General features: G+C 68.5%; 19 protein-coding genes. 8 read left to right on the plus strand and 11 right to left on the minus strand.

Annotated elements, in window-relative coordinates; genetic code table 11:
• Window positions 1–105 precede the first annotated feature (105 nt).
• The gene (locus tag AZOLI_RS16685) at window positions 106–633 is read left to right on the plus strand and encodes a hypothetical protein (RefSeq protein ID WP_014188338.1); all 528 of its coding nucleotides are present in this window, start codon (window positions 106–108) and stop codon (window positions 631–633) included.
• 179 nt (window positions 634–812) lie between these two features.
• On the opposite strand, the gene AZOLI_RS16690 is transcribed toward AZOLI_RS16685, so the two are convergent.
• Together AZOLI_RS16690 and AZOLI_RS16695 are read right to left on the minus strand one after the other, a co-directional pair.
• Window positions 813–2027: an E22 family MetX-like putative esterase gene (locus AZOLI_RS16690; protein ID WP_014188339.1), complete on the minus strand. Its 1215-nt coding sequence runs from the start codon at window positions 2025–2027 to the stop codon at window positions 813–815.
• 97 nt (window positions 2028–2124) lie between these two features.
• On the minus strand, window positions 2125–2445 hold the full coding sequence (locus tag AZOLI_RS16695) for a heavy metal-binding domain-containing protein (protein WP_014188340.1): 321 nt from the start codon (window positions 2443–2445) through the stop codon (window positions 2125–2127).
• A gap of 181 nt (window positions 2446–2626) precedes the next feature.
• Here AZOLI_RS16695 and AZOLI_RS16700 point away from each other — a divergent pair, with 181 nt between their 5' ends.
• The 6 genes from AZOLI_RS16700 to AZOLI_RS16725 all read left to right on the plus strand — a co-directional run bounded on the left by AZOLI_RS16700 (window position 2627) and on the right by AZOLI_RS16725 (window position 6884).
• Window positions 2627–3262: a helix-turn-helix domain-containing protein gene (locus AZOLI_RS16700; RefSeq protein WP_014188341.1), complete on the plus strand. Its 636-nt coding sequence runs from the start codon at window positions 2627–2629 to the stop codon at window positions 3260–3262.
• Between the two features lie 318 nt (window positions 3263–3580).
• Entirely contained in the window at window positions 3581–4582 is a 1002-nt protein-coding gene (locus AZOLI_RS16705; protein ID WP_014188342.1) for a YqaJ viral recombinase family protein, read from the plus strand.
• Window positions 4570–5454 (plus strand): hypothetical protein, encoded by an 885-nt coding sequence (locus AZOLI_RS16710; RefSeq protein WP_193353750.1) that lies wholly within the window; start codon window positions 4570–4572, stop codon window positions 5452–5454. The genes AZOLI_RS16705 and AZOLI_RS16710 overlap by 13 nt, the downstream gene beginning before the upstream one ends.
• An 8-nt stretch (window positions 5455–5462) precedes the next feature.
• A complete protein-coding gene (locus AZOLI_RS16715; protein WP_014188344.1) occupies window positions 5463–5792 on the plus strand; it encodes a hypothetical protein in 330 nt (109 codons plus the stop codon).
• 63 nt (window positions 5793–5855) lie between these two features.
• The gene (locus tag AZOLI_RS16720; RefSeq protein ID WP_014188345.1) at window positions 5856–6116 is read left to right on the plus strand and encodes a hypothetical protein; all 261 of its coding nucleotides are present in this window, start codon (window positions 5856–5858) and stop codon (window positions 6114–6116) included.
• Between the two features lie 132 nt (window positions 6117–6248).
• Window positions 6249–6884 (plus strand): LysE family translocator, encoded by a 636-nt coding sequence (locus AZOLI_RS16725; RefSeq protein WP_014188346.1) that lies wholly within the window; start codon window positions 6249–6251, stop codon window positions 6882–6884.
• A 100-nt stretch (window positions 6885–6984) separates the two neighbouring features.
• Here AZOLI_RS16725 and AZOLI_RS16730 read toward each other — a convergent pair whose 3' ends face one another.
• The 4 genes from AZOLI_RS16730 to AZOLI_RS16745 form a co-directional block, all read right to left on the minus strand.
• Window positions 6985–9327: a Tex family protein gene (locus AZOLI_RS16730; protein WP_014188347.1), complete on the minus strand. Its 2343-nt coding sequence runs from the start codon at window positions 9325–9327 to the stop codon at window positions 6985–6987.
• 402 nt (window positions 9328–9729) lie between these two features.
• On the minus strand, window positions 9730–10170 hold the full coding sequence (locus AZOLI_RS16735; RefSeq protein ID WP_014188348.1) for a periplasmic heavy metal sensor: 441 nt from the start codon (window positions 10168–10170) through the stop codon (window positions 9730–9732).
• Window positions 10170–10595: a hypothetical protein gene (locus tag AZOLI_RS30430; protein ID WP_014188349.1), complete on the minus strand. Its 426-nt coding sequence runs from the start codon at window positions 10593–10595 to the stop codon at window positions 10170–10172. The genes AZOLI_RS16735 and AZOLI_RS30430 overlap by 1 nt, the downstream gene beginning before the upstream one ends.
• A complete protein-coding gene (locus AZOLI_RS16745) occupies window positions 10592–11146 on the minus strand; it encodes a sigma-70 family RNA polymerase sigma factor (RefSeq protein ID WP_244442570.1) in 555 nt (184 codons plus the stop codon). The genes AZOLI_RS30430 and AZOLI_RS16745 overlap by 4 nt, the downstream gene beginning before the upstream one ends.
• Before the next feature lie 283 nt (window positions 11147–11429).
• On the opposite strand from AZOLI_RS16745, the gene mazG reads away from it, so the two are divergent.
• Complete coding sequence (gene mazG, locus AZOLI_RS16750) at window positions 11430–12239, plus strand: nucleoside triphosphate pyrophosphohydrolase (RefSeq protein WP_014188351.1); 810 nt, start codon at window positions 11430–11432, stop codon at window positions 12237–12239.
• 4 nt (window positions 12240–12243) lie between these two features.
• On the opposite strand, the gene AZOLI_RS16755 is transcribed toward mazG, so the two are convergent.
• Genes AZOLI_RS16755 through crtI form a run of 5 tightly spaced genes read right to left on the minus strand, consistent with a single transcriptional unit; the run spans window position 12244 to window position 18382 of the window.
• Window positions 12244–13365: a sulfotransferase family protein gene (locus AZOLI_RS16755; protein WP_014188352.1), complete on the minus strand. Its 1122-nt coding sequence runs from the start codon at window positions 13363–13365 to the stop codon at window positions 12244–12246.
• Window positions 13362–14507, minus strand: a complete 1146-nt coding sequence (locus tag AZOLI_RS16760) for a glycosyltransferase (protein WP_014188353.1) — start codon at window positions 14505–14507, stop codon at window positions 13362–13364. Before AZOLI_RS16760 ends, AZOLI_RS16755 begins: the two co-directional genes overlap by 4 nt.
• Window positions 14504–15313: a lysophospholipid acyltransferase family protein gene (locus AZOLI_RS16765; RefSeq protein WP_014188354.1), complete on the minus strand. Its 810-nt coding sequence runs from the start codon at window positions 15311–15313 to the stop codon at window positions 14504–14506. Before AZOLI_RS16765 ends, AZOLI_RS16760 begins: the two co-directional genes overlap by 4 nt.
• Before the next feature lie 19 nt (window positions 15314–15332).
• Entirely contained in the window at window positions 15333–16886 is a 1554-nt protein-coding gene (locus AZOLI_RS16770) for a phytoene desaturase family protein (RefSeq protein WP_014188355.1), read from the minus strand.
• On the minus strand, window positions 16883–18382 hold the full coding sequence (gene crtI / locus AZOLI_RS16775) for a phytoene desaturase family protein (RefSeq protein ID WP_014188356.1): 1500 nt from the start codon (window positions 18380–18382) through the stop codon (window positions 16883–16885). The genes AZOLI_RS16770 and crtI overlap by 4 nt, the downstream gene beginning before the upstream one ends.
• Window positions 18383–18385: the final 3 nt, after the last annotated feature.

Here is an 18385-nt window from a genome sequence, read left to right on the forward strand (position 1 = left end):
GGTGCGAACCCGCGAGCGGCATAGGTTGTCGCCCGCGGGTTGTGCTATAGCTTGGGTCGGCGACCGATCGCCTGTCCGAACCCTGCCGAGCCCCCGTCGATTCCCATGAGCAAGCGCCAATACACCCGAGCCGAGGTCAAGGAACTGCTGGGCGCCCTGGAGCGCCAGTGCCGCGAAGCGTCCAAGCTGGCCCAGCTGGCGGAGCATGAGGCGAGCAAGCACAGCTTCGGCGCCTACCGCGATTTCCGCGACAAGGTCGGGGAGTTCCAGGCGCTGGTGATCCTGATCGAGCAGCGCATGCGCAATCTGGTCGATGCGCGGTCGGACGACCTGCGCGACCAGTTTGAGAAGCTCGACACCGTGATGCTGGCCCTGCTGGTGCGCGCCAGCATGCGATTCTTCTTCGTGCTGTCGGCCAACCCGATCCTGCCGATGGGCGCCCGCGAGATCTTCGTCGCGGAGCTGCGCAGCTTGCACGACGCCGCGGAGAAGCTGCGGCGTCCCAACTATGCCGGCAAGCTCGGCCCGGAACTGGAGCGGGAGCTGGAAACGGCGTCGCTGATTCTGGAAGAGATCATCGACAAGGCGCCGAGCCTGCTGAACTTCCGCGGTGCGCCGGTGAGTGGGGAGTAGCCCGCGGGTGCCCCCTCCCTAGCCCTCCCCCGCTCTCGGTCGGCCGAAGGCCGATCCGATCGCGGGAGAGGGGACTGCCGCCGCTATGCAAATCGATCACGCCGACAAGCGTTCTACCCCCTCCACCGCCAAAGGCGGGGGAGGGATGGGGAGGGGGCATCGAAGCCTGCCCCCGGCCCTCACTTCGCCAGAAACTGCGTGATCGTCTCCCCCGCCTTGGCGATGTTCGCCACGCCGTCCAGATGGCCGAGCGTCGAGGTGATCGCCTCGGTGTACTCCACCGCATTGCCCTGCTTTTCCAGCCGGTCCTTCAGCGGGCGCATGTTGCGGTCGGGCGGGAAGACGAGGTCGTCGGCGGACGGGATCAGCAGGACCGGCGCCTTGATCTTCGCCAAACCGTCCTCCAGCGAGGCGCCGTTGCCGGTGACGAAGGTCTGGTTGGCCTTCACCAGATAAAGGAAGTGGTTGGCATCGCTGACCGCGGCGCGGCCGGATGCCGCCTTGTCCAGCCAGGCTTCGATGGCGTACTGGTTGCCCATCGCGGCCTTCGGGTCCTTGCCCTCCTCCGCCCATTTGCGGCCGAAGGCGGCGTCGGCCCATTTCCAGTGGCGGGCGTGCAGGGTGACCAGCTTCAGCGCCTCGGTCAGGCCGGCCTTCGGCTCCGCCTTGCCGTAATAGTCGCCGTTGTTCCAGTTGGGGTCGAGCTTGATCGGCGCCGCCCACAGGTTCAGCCAGCCGATCAGGAAGGGGTCCGCCTCCGGCCCGCCGATCACCGCGATCAGGCGCTTGACCATGTCCGGATGGTCGGCCGCCCATTCGAAGGCCTGCAGCGAGCCCATCGAGCCGCCCATCACCGCCTGCAGGGACTTGATGCCCAGGCTGTCGATCAGCGCCTTCTGGACATTGACAAAATCCTTGATGGTGACGATGGGGAAGCTCATGCCATAGGGCTTGCCGGTGTCCGGGTTGATGCTGGCCGGGCCGGTGGTGACGACGGTGGGGTCCTTGGGCGACAGGTTCACCAGCGTGTCGGAGCTGATGATGAAGTATTTGTCGGTGTCCAGCGGCTTGCCCGGCCCGATGATGCTGTCCCAATAGCCGGGCGCCGCATCCTCCGCCTTGTATCTCCCGGCGGCGTGGCTGTTGCCGCTGAAGAAATGGGTGATGAGGATGACGTTGTCCTTCGCCTCGTTCAGCTTGCCGTAGCTTTCCCAGCCGATGCGGACGTTCTTGATCGTCCCGCCGCCCACGGTGGTGTAGGACGGCATCTCGAAAACCTTCTTTTCGACGATGCCGTCCAGCGCCAGCGCCGGCAAGGCGCCGAACAGGCATGCGGCCATGGCGAGCCCGCCGAGACGAGCGGACCAGGTGGACCCGCGGACAACCCGAGGCATGGGCAACCCCCTCCCAATTGTTTGCTGGACGGGCAGTCTACCCATACGGTTGTATCTGTCCAGACGGCTTTGCTGACGCTTACGGTCAGGTGCACCGTCAGCGCAGGCGGACGGCGGTGCCGTTGACCGACACCATCAGCATGCCGTTCTCCTTGCCCAGCACCTCGTAATCGACATCCACCCCGACGATGGCGTCGGCGCCGAGCGAGCGAGCCGCGTCCTGCATGTCGGCAAAGGCCGCCTCGCGCGCCTCGCGCAGAGCCGCCTGATAGCCGCCGGCCCGGCCGCCGACGATGTCGCGCACGGAGGAGAACAGGTCGCGGAACACGTTCACGCCCATGATCGCCTCGCCGGCGACGATGCCCAGATACTGGGCGACCGGGCGGCCTTCCACGGAATCGGTGCTGGTGACGATCATGGTCGCGTTTCCCCAAACGGTTTCGATGCCGCACAGATGGTGCCTCCACGGCAGAGTCCAAGGCGGCACTGCGAATTCGCAGCCGCGCCTAGCCCATCGCGCCTTCCCCCACCCCGTCCGTACCGTGTAGGACAGGGTCAAGGGTCGCCGGGGGGCGATAAGAGCGGTTTGGGGGAAAGCGATGGACGACACGCGGCGCGCCATCCTGCGCTGGATGACCGGTGTCATGGAGGCGAAGGGCTGGAGCGCCGGCGGCTGGGCGCGGCTGGCCGGCGTCACCGCCACCAACCTGACCCGCTTCCTGCGCGATCCCGTCATGGGCAGCGTGCCCAGCGCCGACACGCTGGCCCGGCTGGCCCGCGTCGCCGGGTCGGAGCCGCGCTTCCTCGACGACCATGCCTATGCGCCGGTCTCCCGTGTGCCGGTGCTGACGCTGGAGCAGGCCCACATCTTCCTCGATCTCGGCAGCCGTGCAGGGGAGGCGTTCCTGGCGGGAGCGCTGAAGGACGGCGCGTCGTCGGTCGCCATGGACGGCCGGACCTCCCGCCGGGCCTTCGCGCTGCGCATCCTGTCCAAGAGCCTGGATGCCGCCGGTGTGCTGCCGCGCGACTGCGTGGTGCTGGAACCGCTGGACGTCCTGACGCCGCAGACCGGCGACGTGGTGGTGACGGTGGGGGAGGGCACCATCTGCGGATACCGCTTCTTCCCGCCCCATCTGATGCCGGTTTCGACCGATCCCGACTGCCGCCCGACCGCCATCGACCGCGCCCAGGTGGCCGGAGTCGCCGTCCACGTGGTGCGAGCGCTTCGCATGTAAAAGGGTGGGCCGGACCGAGTCGCGGCACGCGCCCCAACCCTCCGCGACTCGCAAAAATGGACGCCTCTACTCCGTCCGTTTTGCCTTGTGACGACTCTCGCCAGAAGACACCAAATATAGCGTGTTTTCAGGACTTTGGGCTGGTCTACAGCCAAGCCAAAGGTTCTTGTTTTGTTCTTGAAAGCTGCATGTTCGCATCCCATATTCAGGGTCCGGTCAGGCGGTCCGAAAACAATGCTGCGATATCGCAGCGACGGTCACGCTTCGAAGCCGGAATGGCGGCCCGTCAGGGGCCGGAACCGGAACTGTCGGGGCAGCATGGCGATCACTCAGGCACAGCGGGAATTGCGGGCGGGGCGGATCGGCTCGTCGGACGCCACGCGCGTGATGGCCGGCGACTGGCTGTCGCTGTGGCGCGAGAAGACCGGCCGGGTCGAGCCCGACAACCTCGACCTTGTCGCCGCCGTGCAGATCGGCATCGCGACCGAGCATCTGCACCCGCGCTTCGTCACCCATGCGACCGGGTTCCCCTGCGTGGCCGCACCCGACACCTACCGCCATGTCGATCATGACTGGATGGTGGCGCACCCCGACTTCCTGACCGGAAGCGAGGCGGGCGGTGCGCTCGACACCATCGTGGAGGCGAAGTTCAACAGCGGCTTCCAGAGCGATGCAGACCTTGCCCGCCGCTATCACTGGCAGATCCAGCATCAGCTGGAGGTGGTCGGGCTGGACCGTGCGCTGCTGTCGATCCTGCGCCCGACCGGCCACAGCCTGGTGACGGTGGAGCGCCGGCCGGACGATGTCGAACGGTTGGTGGAAACGCTGGAAGCCTTCTGGTGGCACGTCGTCAACGACGTCGAGCCGTCGGACCCGCTGCCGATGGACGGGCCGTCCTATGAGAACGGCCGCGTCTTCGACATGGGCCGGCACAACCGCTTCCGGGCCTTGGCCGACCGGCTGGTCGCCAACCGGGCGGCGGCGCTGGAGGTGAAGGAGGATGAGGCGGCCCTGAAGGCGTTGATGCCCGACGATGCCCGCATCGCCTTCGTCGCAGTCGATCAGGCCGACGGCCAAGCCGACGGCCGGTCCGGCGGCCTCTATCTCGCGCGCGACCGCGAGGGCCGGCTCAGCCTGCGCTATGGCGCACCGCCGCGCCGGGCCCTGGCCGACGCGCAATCCTGGCCCCAATCACCTGAAGAGCACTCCGCTGACCCGAACGCGGTGGAACTCAGCCTGGAAACAGTGCTGACCGCCGGCTGGGGTGAGGGGAGAGCAGAAACGTTTGGACAAGAAGGACCCAAATCATGGGACGCATGAGCAAGACCGACCACGTCGTCGCCGACACTGAAGCCGCCGAATCCAACGTGGCAGACTCCGGTGCAACCGAGTCCACCGTGACGGAGACCGTTCCGGTCGAAGCGAAGGCCGGCGGCAGCCGCGGCTCGCAAGGGTCCAAGGGGTCCGCCGGCGGCAGCCGGGCAGCGGAGCCGCAGCGCATCGACACCATGTTCCTGTGGAACCGGCTGAAGCGCACCGACCCGAAGGCGACCAAGCCCTTCACCCGCTCCGGCGGCTTCCGCGGCACGCAGATCGACCCGACCTGGCGCTTCCAGATGATGACGGAGGTGTTCGGTCCGATCGGCAAGGGCTGGGGTTACGAGCAGGTGGACTGGACCATCGCGGAACGGATGATCTTCATCTGCGCCCGCGTCTGGTACATCGACCCGGAGACGAAGGAAAAATGCTTCACCGGCCCGCAATGGGGCGGGACCGAGATGGTCCGCCGCCGCAACGGGATGGAGATGCCGGACGACGAGTGCTTCAAGATGTCGATGACCGATGCCGTCGGCAAATGCCTGCTGCAGCTGGGTCTGGCCGCCGACGTCTATATGGGTCAGTTCGACGACAGCAAGTATCGGGAGGAGTCGGAGGCCTTCTATGCCGCCAAGTCCAACCCGGACCTGCAGCCCACCGCCGTCGAGGCCTTCGAGGCGGAGGTGAAGCGCCGCCTGGGCGCCTGCCTGGACCTGGACGACCTGGAAGAGGTCTGGCGGTCCGGCGTCGGCACCCGCCTGCGGGAGATCGGCACTGTGGACCGCGCCGCCCAGCACCGCATCACCGGCCTGTTCGCCCAGAAGAAGGCCGAGATTCTGAAGCGCGAGGAAGAGGACGGGCGGGAAGCCGCCTGACGGAATGCATGACCCGGACGACTCATAGCACCGGCGACCGGTCGCCCAGCGGTCTTTTCCGCATGAGCGCCTGGGAAGGCGAGTTCGAGCGCGCCAATGCCCAGCTGCCGCGCTGGTACTGGAACCGCGACCAGCGCCGCCGCCATTACGCCCGTTGGGTGGAGGCGGAGGCGGAAACACTGGCGATGCGTCTGTCGGGCCTGCTGCGGTCCGACACCCCGGCGGAAACCGCCGGGGCGGCCCGCGTCCTCGTCGACCAGCTGGCGCGTGATATCGACTGGGCTCGCCGGTTGGAAGACCCAAAATCGGAAGACGGCAAGTTCGCCCACGCCGCCTGATGGCAGGCGGCAACCGCCCAAGCCGCCTGATCGCAGGCGGCATCAAGGGAAGGATATCATCTCATGACGATAGAAGAGGTCCAGGCGCGACTGTGCGCCGCTCAAGCCCGTCTGGGGCGTGAGGGCCGCTTCGCCCTCACCCTCAGCCTGGACGGGCGCGAGGAATGCTACATCACCCATTGGTTCCGCCCCGAGCCGCATGCCTTCGAGGATTGCCGCGCGGTCGGTTCCGGAACCCTCAGCGAATGCCTCGACGCGCTGGACCGCTATGTGGCGGTGAACCGGGTGCGCGAAGAAGCTCCGGTGCTGATGGCCGCCGAATGACATCCCCGTAACGGCCAAGCCATCGGCCTTCGTCCCCTCGTTCCCCCCGCGGACGAGGGGACTTTTTTGTTCGACATGTGCGTTGCCGAGGTTGTGTTATGGTCTCCACCTTCGAGCCGTGGGAGAGCATTCATGGATCCGGTCCTTGCCTTCGTCAGCATCGCTGCTGCCATAGCGGTCGGCGCCGCCAGCCCCGGTCCGAGCTTCGTGCTGGTCGCCCGCACCTCCATCGCCGTATCCCGCCGGGCCGGCCTGGCCACCGCGCTCGGCATGGGGATCGGCGGCGTGTTCTTTGCCTCCCTGGCCCTGCTGGGGCTGCATGCGCTGCTGTCGCAGGTCGGCTGGCTCTACGCGGTCCTGAAGCTGGCGGGCGGCGCCTATCTGCTCTATCTCGCGTTTCGCATCTGGCGCGGCGCGGCCGAGGCTCTCGTGGTGGCGGACGAGGGAAAGACCGCGCCCGCCGGATTGTTGCGGCCGCTGCTGTTCGGTCTGCTGACGCAACTGAGCAACCCGAAGACAGCACTGGTTTACGGCAGCATCTTCGCCGCGCTGATGCCGGCCGAGCCGCCGCTTTGGCTATTCGTCTTCCTGCCGCCGGCAGTCTTTCTTATCGAGGCCGGCTGGTACGCGATCGTCGCCGCGGCATTTTCCGCCGGCCGACCGCGCGCCGCCTACCTGCGGTCCAAACGCTGGGTCGACCGGGTTGCCGCCGCCGCCATAGGCGGACTGGGTATCCGCCTGATGTCGGACGCTCTGCCCCCTCCCTAACCCTCCCCCACCTTCGGTGGGAGAGGGGACTGCCGCCGCATCGCAAACTTACCCTCTCCCGTCGAAGACGGGGAGGGAGGGGGCACCCGCTCCCCAACCCTTACTTCTTCTTCCCCGACTGCGCCCTGGCGAACGCCTCGGCGAAGGCGCTGTTGACCGGCTCCGGCGCCTTGACCGGCTTCGCCGCCACCTTCGGCGCAGGCGCCGCCGGACGGCGATCCTGCTGCTGCGGCGGACGCGCCGGCCCCCGCTGCTCTTCCCGCCGGGCCGGGCGCGGGGCTTCCTCGCCCATGCGCATGGTCAGCGCGATGCGCTTGCGCGGGATGTCGACCTCCAGAACCTTCACCTTCACCACATCGCCGGCCTTCACCACCGTGTGAGGATCCTTCACGAAGCTGTTGGCCAGCTGCGAGATATGCACCAGCCCGTCCTGGTGGACGCCGATGTCGACGAAGGCGCCGAAGGCGGTGACGTTGGTCACGACACCCTCCAGCATCATGCCGGGCTGCAGGTGCTTCAGCTCCTCCACGCCCTCCTTGAAGGTGGCGGTCTTGAACTCCGGGCGCGGGTCGCGGCCGGGCTTCTCCAGCTCCTTGATGATGTCCTCCACCGTCGGAACGCCGAAGCGTTCGTCGGTGAAGTCCTCCGCACTCAGGCCGCGCAGGAAGCGGGCGTCGCCGATGACGCTGCCGAGGTCGCGCCCGGTCGTCTTTATGATGCGCTGAACCACCGGATAGGCTTCCGGGTGAACGGCGGAGCCGTCGAGCGGATTCTCGCCGTCCCTGATGCGCAGGAAGCCGGCGGCCTGTTCGAAGGTCTTAGGCCCCAGCCGCGCCACGTCGAGCAGCTGCTTGCGCGAGCGGAAGGCGCCGTTGCGGTCGCGATGCTCGACGATGTTGCGGGCGATGGTCTCGTTCAGGCCGGACACGCGGGTCAGCAGCGGAATCGAGGCGGTGTTGAGATCGACGCCGACTGCGTTCACGCAATCCTCGACCACGGCATCCAGCGAGCGGGCCAGCTTGCCGCCGGCCACGTCATGCTGGTACTGGCCGACGCCGATGGATTTCGGCTCGATCTTCACCAGCTCGGCCAGAGGATCCTGCAGGCGCCGGGCGATGGACACCGCGCCGCGCAGGCTGACATCCAGGCTGGGGAACTCGTGCGCCGCGGTCTCCGACGCCGAATAGACCGAGGCGCCGGCCTCGCTGACCACCAGCTTGGTCAGGGACAGCTCGGGATGGCGCTTCATCAGGTCGGCAGCCAGCTTGTCGGTCTCGCGCGAGGCGGTGCCGTTGCCGATGGAGATCAGCTCCACCTTGTGACGCGCCGCCAGCGCGGCCAGAACGGCGATGGAGCCGTCCCAGTCGTTGCGCGGCGGGTGCGGGTAGATCGTCGTCGTCTCCACCAGCTTGCCGGTGGAATCGACGACGGCCACCTTCACGCCGGTGCGGATGCCGGGATCGAGCCCGATGGTGGCGCGCTGGCCGGCCGGGGCGGCCAGCAGCAGATCGTGCAGGTTGCGGGCGAAGACGCGGATCGCCTCGTCCTCCGCCCGCTCACGCAAGCTCCCCATCAGGTCGGTCTCGATGTGCGGGCCGATCTTCAGCTTCCAGGTCCAGCGCACCACGTCGGAAAGCCACTTGTCGGCCGGACGGCCCTGGTCGCGGATGCCGGTGTGGGCGGCAATGGTGCCCTCCGCCGGGTGCGGCTGCCCTTCTTCCACCGGCAGATCCAGACGGATGTCGAGCACGCCCTGCGCCCGGCCGCGGAACAGCGCCAGCGCCCGGTGCGACGGCAGCTTCGACCAGTTTTCCGAGAAGTCGAAATAATCGGAGAATTTGGCACCCTCGGCCTTCTTCTCCTCGATCACCTTGGAGGTGACGACGCCCTTGTCGGCCATGGCGGTGCGCAGGCGCCCGACCAGTTCGGCATCCTCGCCGAAGCGTTCCACCAGGATATGGCGGGCGCCGTCCAGCGCCGCCTTGACGTCGGCGACGCCCTTGTCGGCATCGACGAAGGCGGCGGCCTCGGAGTCCGGCTGCTTCGCAGGGTCGGCCAGCAGTGCGTCGGCCAGCGGCTCCAGCCCGGCTTCGCGGGCGATCTGGGCCTTGGTGCGGCGCTTCTGCTTGTAGGGGAGGTAGAGGTCCTCCAGCCGGGTCTTGGTGTCGGCCTGCTTGATCTGGCGTTCCAGCTCGGGCGTCAGCTTGCCCTGGTCCTGGATGGTCGACAGGATGCTGGCGCGGCGGTCCTCCAGCTCCCGCAGGTAGCCCAGCCGCTCCTCGAGGGTGCGGAGCTGGGTGTCGTCCAGGCCGCCGGTCGCCTCCTTGCGGTAGCGCGCGATGAAGGGAACGGTCGATCCCTCGTCGAGCATGGCGATGGCGGAAGCGACCTGGGACTCGCGGACCGACAGTTCGTCGGCGATGCGCTGGCTGATGGACAGCATGAGGCAGGGATCCTGCGGACTGGTGACGACATGAAAGGGCGTCTGTCATAGCGCGTCAGGGCAGGGCGGCGCCACCCCGCCCTTTCGGCAGAAAGCCGGATAAGGCCAAGCCAAAGCGCGGCCATTCGAGACAGTTGTTCGCAAAAAGGTGGTAGGGGCCGATTTTCCGCATCCCTTCACCCGTCGTTAACCATATCGGCCCTATACCTCTGCTTGCAACTTGGTTGCGTTTCCTCCCGAACCGAACTTACGGGCGGCCCGGCGGCGATAGCGCGGGGCCGCCCTTTCCTTTTGTGCGACGGGATGCCGCGACCGGACCTGCCGGCAAGAAAAAGGGCCGGGACGGACATGCCGCCCCGGCCTTACCCCGGAAGTGTCTGCCACCGGTCGAAACCGAAAGGATCAGGGAAGGCGGCTTTCAGCGAGACGCAGGCGGCCTTCCGGGGACAAGCGGGACATGGTGTCGGCGACGCGTGCCTCGAACTCGCTCCGAAGTGCGGCGTCGTTGGCGTGGATGCTCTCGAACAGCGCCTTCAGGCGCTTCGGATCGAAGGGTTCGGCCATCAATTCCGTGCGCAGGCGCGGCGCGAACTCCTCACGGCCGACGCGGATGCGGACGAACAGCGGACGCGCATCGTCGAGCGCCTTGCGCAGGATCGTCGCGTCCGCCGACGACAGCCGGGCCGATACCTCGTCGACAAACCGTTCCAGCATTTGTTCCGGTCCGGGTGGCGGAGGCGGCCGGAAAGCGTGGGCGACGACGAAGCCGCCCGCCAGCATGTTCAGCGCAAGAGACCCGACCAGAAGGAACCAGGGCCAACGGCGCCGGATGGACGGCGTCATCACACGTCTCCCAGATAGCTGACGATCATCACGCCCGACAGGTTGGGTGCGCTCGTCTTTTCGAAGGTGATCAGACCCTGGCTGTAGCTGAGGAAACCGACCACCGCCATGACGGCCAGGAGTCCGGCGAGCGGGGCAGGGCGGAAGGGCGGTCGCGACAGGAACCACGGCACGAATTCGGGAACGACCCGCTGGGCCAGGCAATCGGCGATGCGGGCATAGACCTGCGCCTCCCGCTTGGACGAGACCAGCGGAGCCGATGCGGCATCCAGCAGCGTGTCGGTGACGGCGGCATCGGCCAGCAGGTCGCGGGCCTCGGCGCTGTCGTCGAGAAGGGCCAGGGCATCCACCCGGGCTGAGCGCGGCCAGCGGTCCAGATCGGCGCCATAGGCCGCGGCGAAGCGTTTGAACTCTTTGAGCGTCATGACCGTGCACCGTCCTTCTGACGGATCAGGGGTTGAAGCCGGGCCCGCACCACGCGGCGCGCCCGGACCAGCAGACTTTCCATGGCCGAAACCGACACCTGCAATATTTCCGAAGCCTCAGCGCACGTCATCTCCTCATGGTAGCAGAGACTGAGCGCCGCCCGCTGGCGTTCGGGCAGCGCCGCGATGGCGGCATCCACCGCCGCACCGATCCGGATGCCGTCGATCACCGTTTCGGCGCTCCAGGCCGGATCGGCGATCTCGCCGGCATCGTCGAGCGGGGCGAAGCTGCGCCGCCGTTTATAGTCGATGGCACGGTTCACCACGATCCTGTACAGCCAGGTCGTGAAGCGGGTTCCGTCGCCGCGCCAGCGGTCGGCATTGGCCCAGATCTGCAGGAAGGCGTCCTGCGCGACCTCTTCGGCGTCGGCGGCGTTCCCGACCACCCGTTGGGCCAAGGCGATGCTGCGGCGCAGATGTCGGCGCGTGAGCGTTCCAAATGCCTTCCGGTCGCCGGCCGCGGCGCTCGCCATCAGCGCCTCGTCGGTCACCGTTTCCTCGGTAGGCTCCACGCCGTCTTCCGCCCGCTCCCGGTTGCTGTCATGGGTTTATACGCCGTAAGTGCAGAATCCCTGCGCGGGCACCTGTAACTTTTTGATCGGGGATTACCCTGAGCCCTGCCCCAGCCACGCAGCAATTTCCATAAGAATCGTTATGCGTTTTTGTTCGCCCGCAAAGTGGGAATGTCAGTGTCCGGTCCGCGCAACTTCCCCCGGCCGCTTCCGTCCGCTATCGTCCCGGACTTTCCCTCCCCGTATCCGGAGACCGCAAGTCATGACCCGCAACATCGACCGGCTGCTCGACGTGATGGCGCGGCTGCGGAATCCCGACGGCGGATGCCCGTGGGATCTGGAGCAGACCTACCGCAGCATCGCGCCGCACACCATCGAAGAGGCCTACGAGGTCGCCGACGCCATCGAGAAGGACGACAAGGTCGCCCTGCGCGAGGAGTTGGGCGATCTGCTGTTCCAGGTCGTCTATTACAGCCAGATGGCGCGCGAGGAAGGCCTGTTCGACTTCGACGAGGTGGCCGGCGTCATCACCGACAAGATGATCCGCCGCCATCCCCATGTCTTCGGACCGGAAGAGGTGAAATCCTCCGACCAGCAGACCTCGCGCTGGGAGGATCACAAGGCGGCCGAACGGGCGGCCAAGGCGGCGGAGGAAGGCCGGGCGCCATCGGCGCTGGAGGGCGTGATCGCCGGCCTGCCCGCCCTGACCCGCGCGCTGAAGCTGCAGAACCGCGCGGCGCGGGTTGGCTTCGACTGGACCGACGCCCGCGACATTCTCGACAAGATCGAGGAGGAAGTGCGGGAATTGCGGGCGGAGATGGACGCCGGCTCGGCGCAGGACCGGGTGGCGGACGAGCTGGGCGACCTGCTGTTCGCGCTGGTCAACCTCGCCCGGCGCCTGAAGGTGGAGCCGGAGACGGCCCTGCGCGGCACCAATGCCAAGTTCGAACGCCGCTTCCACCGGATCGAGGCGCTGCTGTCGGCCGAGGGCCGCAAGCCGCAGGACGCCACGCTGGACGAGATGGAAGCGCTGTGGCAGCAGGCCAAGCGCGAGGAACGCGGCGAATCCTGAGCCGTCAATAATCCCAGCGGTCGAAGGCGAAGGCCCACTGCCGGCGCACCGCGCGGCGGGCCTGGTCCTCCAGCTCGTGCCGGGCTCGCCGGTAATCGCGCACACCGGCCAGATAGCGCTCCATCCGCGGCTGCACCGGCTCGTACGGCCCGAGGGCGAGCCCGTCATAGACGTGACGCAGCGTTTCCAGCGGATCGGCGATGAAGCGGTCATAGCGGATTTCCACCAGCCGGCCGGGTGGCAGCAGCGCCCGGTCGCGGTCGAACCGCGCCATGATCGCCGGATAAAGGTCCAGCACCAGCCCGTCCACCGCCCGCGGATCGTAGGATTGCAGTGAGAATTCCCGCAGCAGGGTCAGCAGCATGCGGCGAGTGGAGCTGAAGACCTCATAGGGGTCGCGGTGAATGTGGAGGAAGACCGCATTGGGGCGCAGGGCCAGCAATTCCCCTATCCTTGCGGTATGGGCGGGATTCTTGATCAGCAGGCGCCGGCTGCCGGAATAGAGCTGCAGCTTGGTCAGGTAATGGTCCATCCGGCGGCGCCACAGCGCGACCGCTTCCGGACGGCAGCCTTCGAACAGCACGCCCTGGCGGAAGGCGCGGTACAGGTGCTTGGGGAAGAAGATGCCGTGGTAGTAGGACAGCGGCTGCATCAGCGCCAATGCCAACTCGTCCTCCTGCGGGGCGGTCGGGTCGATGGGCATCGGGTCGATGATCCGGTCGGGCGGCAGCCACGCCTCAAGCCGCGAGCGCCAGAAGGAACTCAGGCCCAGGAAGCCCCAGGGCAGGCCGACCGCCAGCGGGTCGGGCGCGGCGAAGCGCTCGTCCTGGGCCAGCAGGTTCAGCAGATGGGTGGTGCCGCTGCGCCAGTGGCCGAGGATGAACAGCGGCGGCGGCGCCACCCTGCCCTGCCCCCGGCCCCGGCCGGCCAGCCGCTCCACCCGCCGCCGCTCCAGCAGGTCCAGCGGCGCGCGGATGGCCGCGGCGCCGGCTGCGGTCACCACCCGGTGCAGATGCAACGGCCCCACCCCGCCGCCCTCGATCAGCACCGTCGCCAGCGTCGCGGCGTCGGCGCCGGCCAGCGGGTGGAAGATGCGGTGGGCGCGGCGGCGCAGCCAGGGGGTCATGACGCCCCCGGCCCGGTCGGATAGGCCCGCCCGCGCCACTCCGACGGCCGGCCATGACGGGCGCGCAACAGCGCCGCCCATTGGATCGCCAGCATGATCAGGATGCCGACCGGGTGCAGAAGCGCGCCGACGACGCTCTGGCGGAAACGGACCAGCAGCAGCAACCGGAACAGCAGTCCCGCCGCCGCCGCCAGCCCCGCCATGACGACGGCCTCGTCGGGCAGCGGGTCCAGCGCCGCCCAGCCCAGCAGAAGCCAGGGCAGGACATGGCCGCCGAACAGAAGAAACGTCCAGACCGGCAGGGCGGCCGGGGTCGCCATCCCCTCCGTCGCATTCTTGGTGAAGCCGGACCACACCTCCCGCCAGCCGCGATACATGCGGCAGCGGGCAAGGCCGGTGGCGTCGAACAGGTCGGTCCCCTGCCCCGCCCGGCGAAAAGCGCGCGGCAGCGTCACCCCGTCATGCAGCGACGCCGCGATGGCCGCATGGCCCCCGGCCTTCCGGTAGGCCTTCCGCCGCACCGCGATCAGCTGGCCGCAGGCGGCGCCGAATCGTGGATCGCCCGACCGCCGCATCCCCAGCATCGGCAGATAGCCCAGCAGCAGCACATGGATCAGCGGGATCACCAGCGCTTCGGCCATCGTCCCGGTCTCCTGGCGCGGAAAGCCGCTGACCAGACCATGCCGGCCGGACAGCAGGGCGCCGCAGGTCAGGCGGGCGGCGTCCGGAGCAAGCCGCACGTCGGCGTCCTGGAACAGCAGCACCGGATGCCGTGCCAGCGTGGCGAGCGCCTGACAGGCATGCTGCTTGCCCGACCAGCCCGGCGGCAGCGGCGGCGCGCTTTCCAATCGGACGCGCGGGTCGCGCCCGGCGATAGCGTCGACGATCTCCGCCGTGCGGTCGGTGGAGTGGTCGTCCAGCACAACCACCTCCACCTCGACGCCGCGGCTGGCGAGTGCGGCCTCGACCGAAGCGGCGATGGTCGCCTCCTCGTTGCGGGCGGGGATCAGGATGCTGACGGCGCTGCCGGGCGGTGGAGCGGCCTTGGGAGGGCGGTAGAGCAGCAGGTTGACGATCCCCTGCCCCAGCGGCAGCAGGGCAAGGAACAGGCTGACGGCGGCGATCCACTCGACGACGCTCATGGCCGGCGCACCTCCTGCCCATCACGCGATCCTGCCCCATGGGCCGGGGAGAAGGACCGCCCGCCGGCCCAGGCCCGCGCCCTTCGCCACAGGTCATAGACGCCGCCGACCCCCGCGCTGCCGTCGATCAGCGTCAGGAAACGGGCCGGGTCGCGGCTCTGGGCGTCGAGCGCCAATGCGTCCATCGCCGCCTCCAGCCGCCGTTCCAGCACATGGGCGATGTTCGTCACCGGCTCTCCGGCGAAGGCCCCCGCCGCCATCGGCTCGCCGAAGCGGGCGAGCGCCTCCGGCGTGCTTTCGTCCCAGAACGGGTATTCGAGCGCCAGCGGCACCAGCAGGGCCGACGGCACGCGGCGGACCAGATGGGCGATTCCCGGCCGCAGGCTGACCGGGCGGCGGCGCGGGTCGGTGAAGGTGCCCTCCGCCGTGATCCACAGCATGGAGCGCGGATCGGCCAGGATGTGTTCGACATTGCGCAGGAAGGCGACGGCTCCGGCGCGGCCGGGTTCGATGCCGAACAGGCCGATGCGGGCCATGAAACGGTAGCGGCGCAGCATCGCCGCGTCGATGGGGCCATAACCCGGCCGGTCGCGGAACCGGGTGGTTCCCATCACGATCAGCAGGGCGGGATCCCACCAGGACGGGTGGTTCAGATAGACGATCACCGCCCGGTCGGGCGGCAGCACCGGCCAGCCCGGCCGGGCCAGCCGCACCGCGTGGAAGTCGCGCCGCATCCGCCGCGCCATGATGCCGCCGAAAAAGCGGCAGAGCGCCGGCGACCGTAACGCGACCGGATCGTCCGTCATCACACGCCTGCCCTCCGTGTCAGGCCACGGCGCGGGCAGGGCCGGCCTGGGCGCCGGCCTGCACGCCGCCGCGCAGGTCGCGGTCCAGGCTGTCGGCGGCGATCCAGCCCGACATCAGCACCATCGGCATGCCCGGCCCCGGATGGGCGGCCCCGCCGGCCAGATACAGCCCCTCCACATCGCGGGACCGGTTCCCCGGCTTGAAGGCGCCCATGAAGCGTCCGTGGCTCGCCAAGCCGTAGATGGCGCCGTTCAGCACATTGTAGCGGTCGTGGATGTCCTGCGGGGTCAGCACATGCTCCACCCGGATGCGATCCTCCAGGTCGGCCATGCCGGCGGTGCGTTTCAGCTTGTCGAACACCACGCGGCGGTACTCCGGCAGCATACGCTTCCAGTCATGGTGCGGACGCAGATAGGGGGTATGGACCAGCACATACAGCGCCTCGCCCCCCGGCGGGGCGACGCCCGGCTCGGTGCGGGCAGGGGCGGCGATGTAGCAGGTCGGGTCGGGCGCCGGTTCGCCGCGGCGGTAGATCCAGTCGAATTCCTCCGCCGGGTCGCGCGAGAAGACGAAATCATGATGCAGCAGATGGTCGTAGCCACGGTCGAGCCCCAGGTAGAACACCACGCCCGAACAGGCCGGCTCGTAGCTGCGGCGCTTGGCGAAGCGCTTGGCCGGCGCCCCTCCGACCAACTCCCGATAGGTGCGGACGGAGTCCATGTTGGACACCACGGCAGAGACGGGGATGCGCTCGCCCGCGTCGGTCTCCACCGCCACCGCGCGGCCACCCTCCACCTGCAGGCGGCGGACGCCGGTGCCGGTGCGGATTTCCACGCCCAGCCGCCGCGCCACCCGTTCCAGCGCCACCGGCACGGCACGGGTGCCGCCCATCGGATACCAGACGCCGTCATTCGTCTGCATATGCGCGATGGCGCACAGCACCGCCGGGGAGCCGTAGGGCGACGACCCGACATACTGGGTGAAATGGTCGAGCATCTGGGCCGCCCGCGCGTCCGGCACATGGCCGCGAATGGTGCCGGCCACCGTGCTGCCCATGCGCAGGGCCAGGACATCCGACAGGGTGCCGGCGTTCAGGCTGTTGCGGAAATTCAGCGTGTCGCCGAGATCCTCCACCGACTTCCAGAAGAAGAAGCGTTCGGAGATGCCGTGCAGCCGCTCCGACAGCGCCTGGAAGCGGCGATAGCCCTCCCCCGCCCCGCGGCCGGGCGCCAGCCGGTCGAGTTCGGCCGCCATCCTGTCGATCTCCTCCGACAGGTCCAGCACCGTGCCGTCGTCGAAGAAGCAACGCCATTGCGGCTCCAGCCTGACCATCTCCAGCTCGCGGTCCAGGTCGCAGCCGGCCTCCTCCAGGATGCGGCGCAGGACGCGCGGCACCGTCAGGATGGTCGGCCCCATGTCGAAGCGGAAGCCGCCCTCCTCCAGCACGGCGGCCTTGCCGCCGACCCAGGCGTTCTTTTCCAGCAGGGTCACCTTGTGCCCGCGCGCCGCCAGCACCACCGCCGAAGCCAGCCCGCCGAGCCCGCCGCCGATCACCGCGATCCGATCCGTCATGCCATCCCCCCTGCAACGGCCTGCCGCAGCATGCCGGACAATCCAGTGGTCTTCGTGCGCCACGGCGTCGGCAGGCCCAGTTCCTGGGCCAGCAGCCGCGACGTGATGCGTGCGCCTTCGAAAATGACCGGCAGGCCGCTGCCGGGATGGGTGCCGCCGCCCACCAGATAGACGCCGTCCAGATCCTCGAACCGGTTGCGCGGACGGCGGTGGAGCATCTGGTCCAGGCTGTGCGCCAGGTTGAAGGTGGCGCCGCGATGCACCGCGAACTGGCTTTCCCAATCGGCCGGGGTCACCACGCGTTCCACCCGGATGCGGCGCTCGATGTCGCCCAGCCCGAAGCCGGCCAGCCGGTCGAGCACGGCGCGGCGATAGCGCGGCGCCTCCGCCTGCCAATCGATGTGTCCCCGCTGGTGGCCGACCGGCACCAGGATGTAGAGCGTGCTGCAGCCGGGCGGCGCCAGATCGGGGTCGGAGACGCAGGCGTTCTGCACGTAGATCGACGGTTCGCGCGGCAGTTCGCGGCATTCCTCGATCTCCGCTAGGTTGCGGGCGTAATCCTTCGCCAGATAGACGGTGTGATGGTCCAGCCCGTCGACCTTGCCCTCGGTGCCGAGGTACAGCATGAAGGTGGAGCAGGAGAATTTCTTGGTGGCGAGCCGCGCGTCGCTCCAGCGCCGCCGCAGGTCGTCGGGCACCAGGGTGGTCATCGCCCGCGCGAAATCGGCGTTGATGACCAGCGCGTCGGCCGGATAGTCGCCGGCCTCCGTCCGCACGCCGACCGCTCGGCGGCCCTGGAACTTGATATGGCGCACCGTTTCGTTCAGGCGGACGGTGACGCCCAGGCTTTCGGCCACGCGGCGCATCGCCGACATCACCGCATCCGTCCCGCCGCGGGGGTGGAAGATGCCGTGCTCATGCTCCAGAAAGGACAGGATGGTGAACAGGCTGGGGCAGCGGAAGGGCGACATGCCCAGATACTTGCTCTGGAACGAGAAGGCGAGGCGGATGCGCGGGTCCTGGAAGTAACGGGAGAGATCGCGGTCGACCGAGCGGTGCGGCGACAGCTTGCCCAGAGCCTTCAGCATCGGCAGCGTCGCGAGCGCCCAGGGGCTGGAGAAGTCGGATTCCAGCACCGGGCGGAAGCGCTCCATCTTCGTCCGGTTGTCGGCCAGGAAGCGCGGCAGCCCTTCGGCAACGCCCGGGCTGAGCCTGGCGATTTCCGCCATCAGCGCCTTCATCTGGGCGTGGACCCGCAGTTCCCCGCCGCCTTCGAACACCAGCCGGTAGAGCGGGTCCATACGGATCAGGTCGACCTCGTCCGACAGCCGGCTTCCGCAGGCCTCGAAGATTTCCTCCAGAATGCGGGGATAGAGGAAGAAGGTCGGTCCGCTGTCGAACCGGTATCCGTCCATGGAGAAGCCGGCCGACCGGCCGCCGACGCGGTCCTTCCGCTCCAGCACCGTCACCTTGGCACCGGTGAGCGCCAGGAGCATCGC

It is taken from the genome of Azospirillum lipoferum 4B (assembly GCF_000283655.1).
In the GTDB taxonomy this organism is placed as follows: Bacteria; Pseudomonadota; Alphaproteobacteria; order Azospirillales; family Azospirillaceae; genus Azospirillum; species Azospirillum lipoferum_C.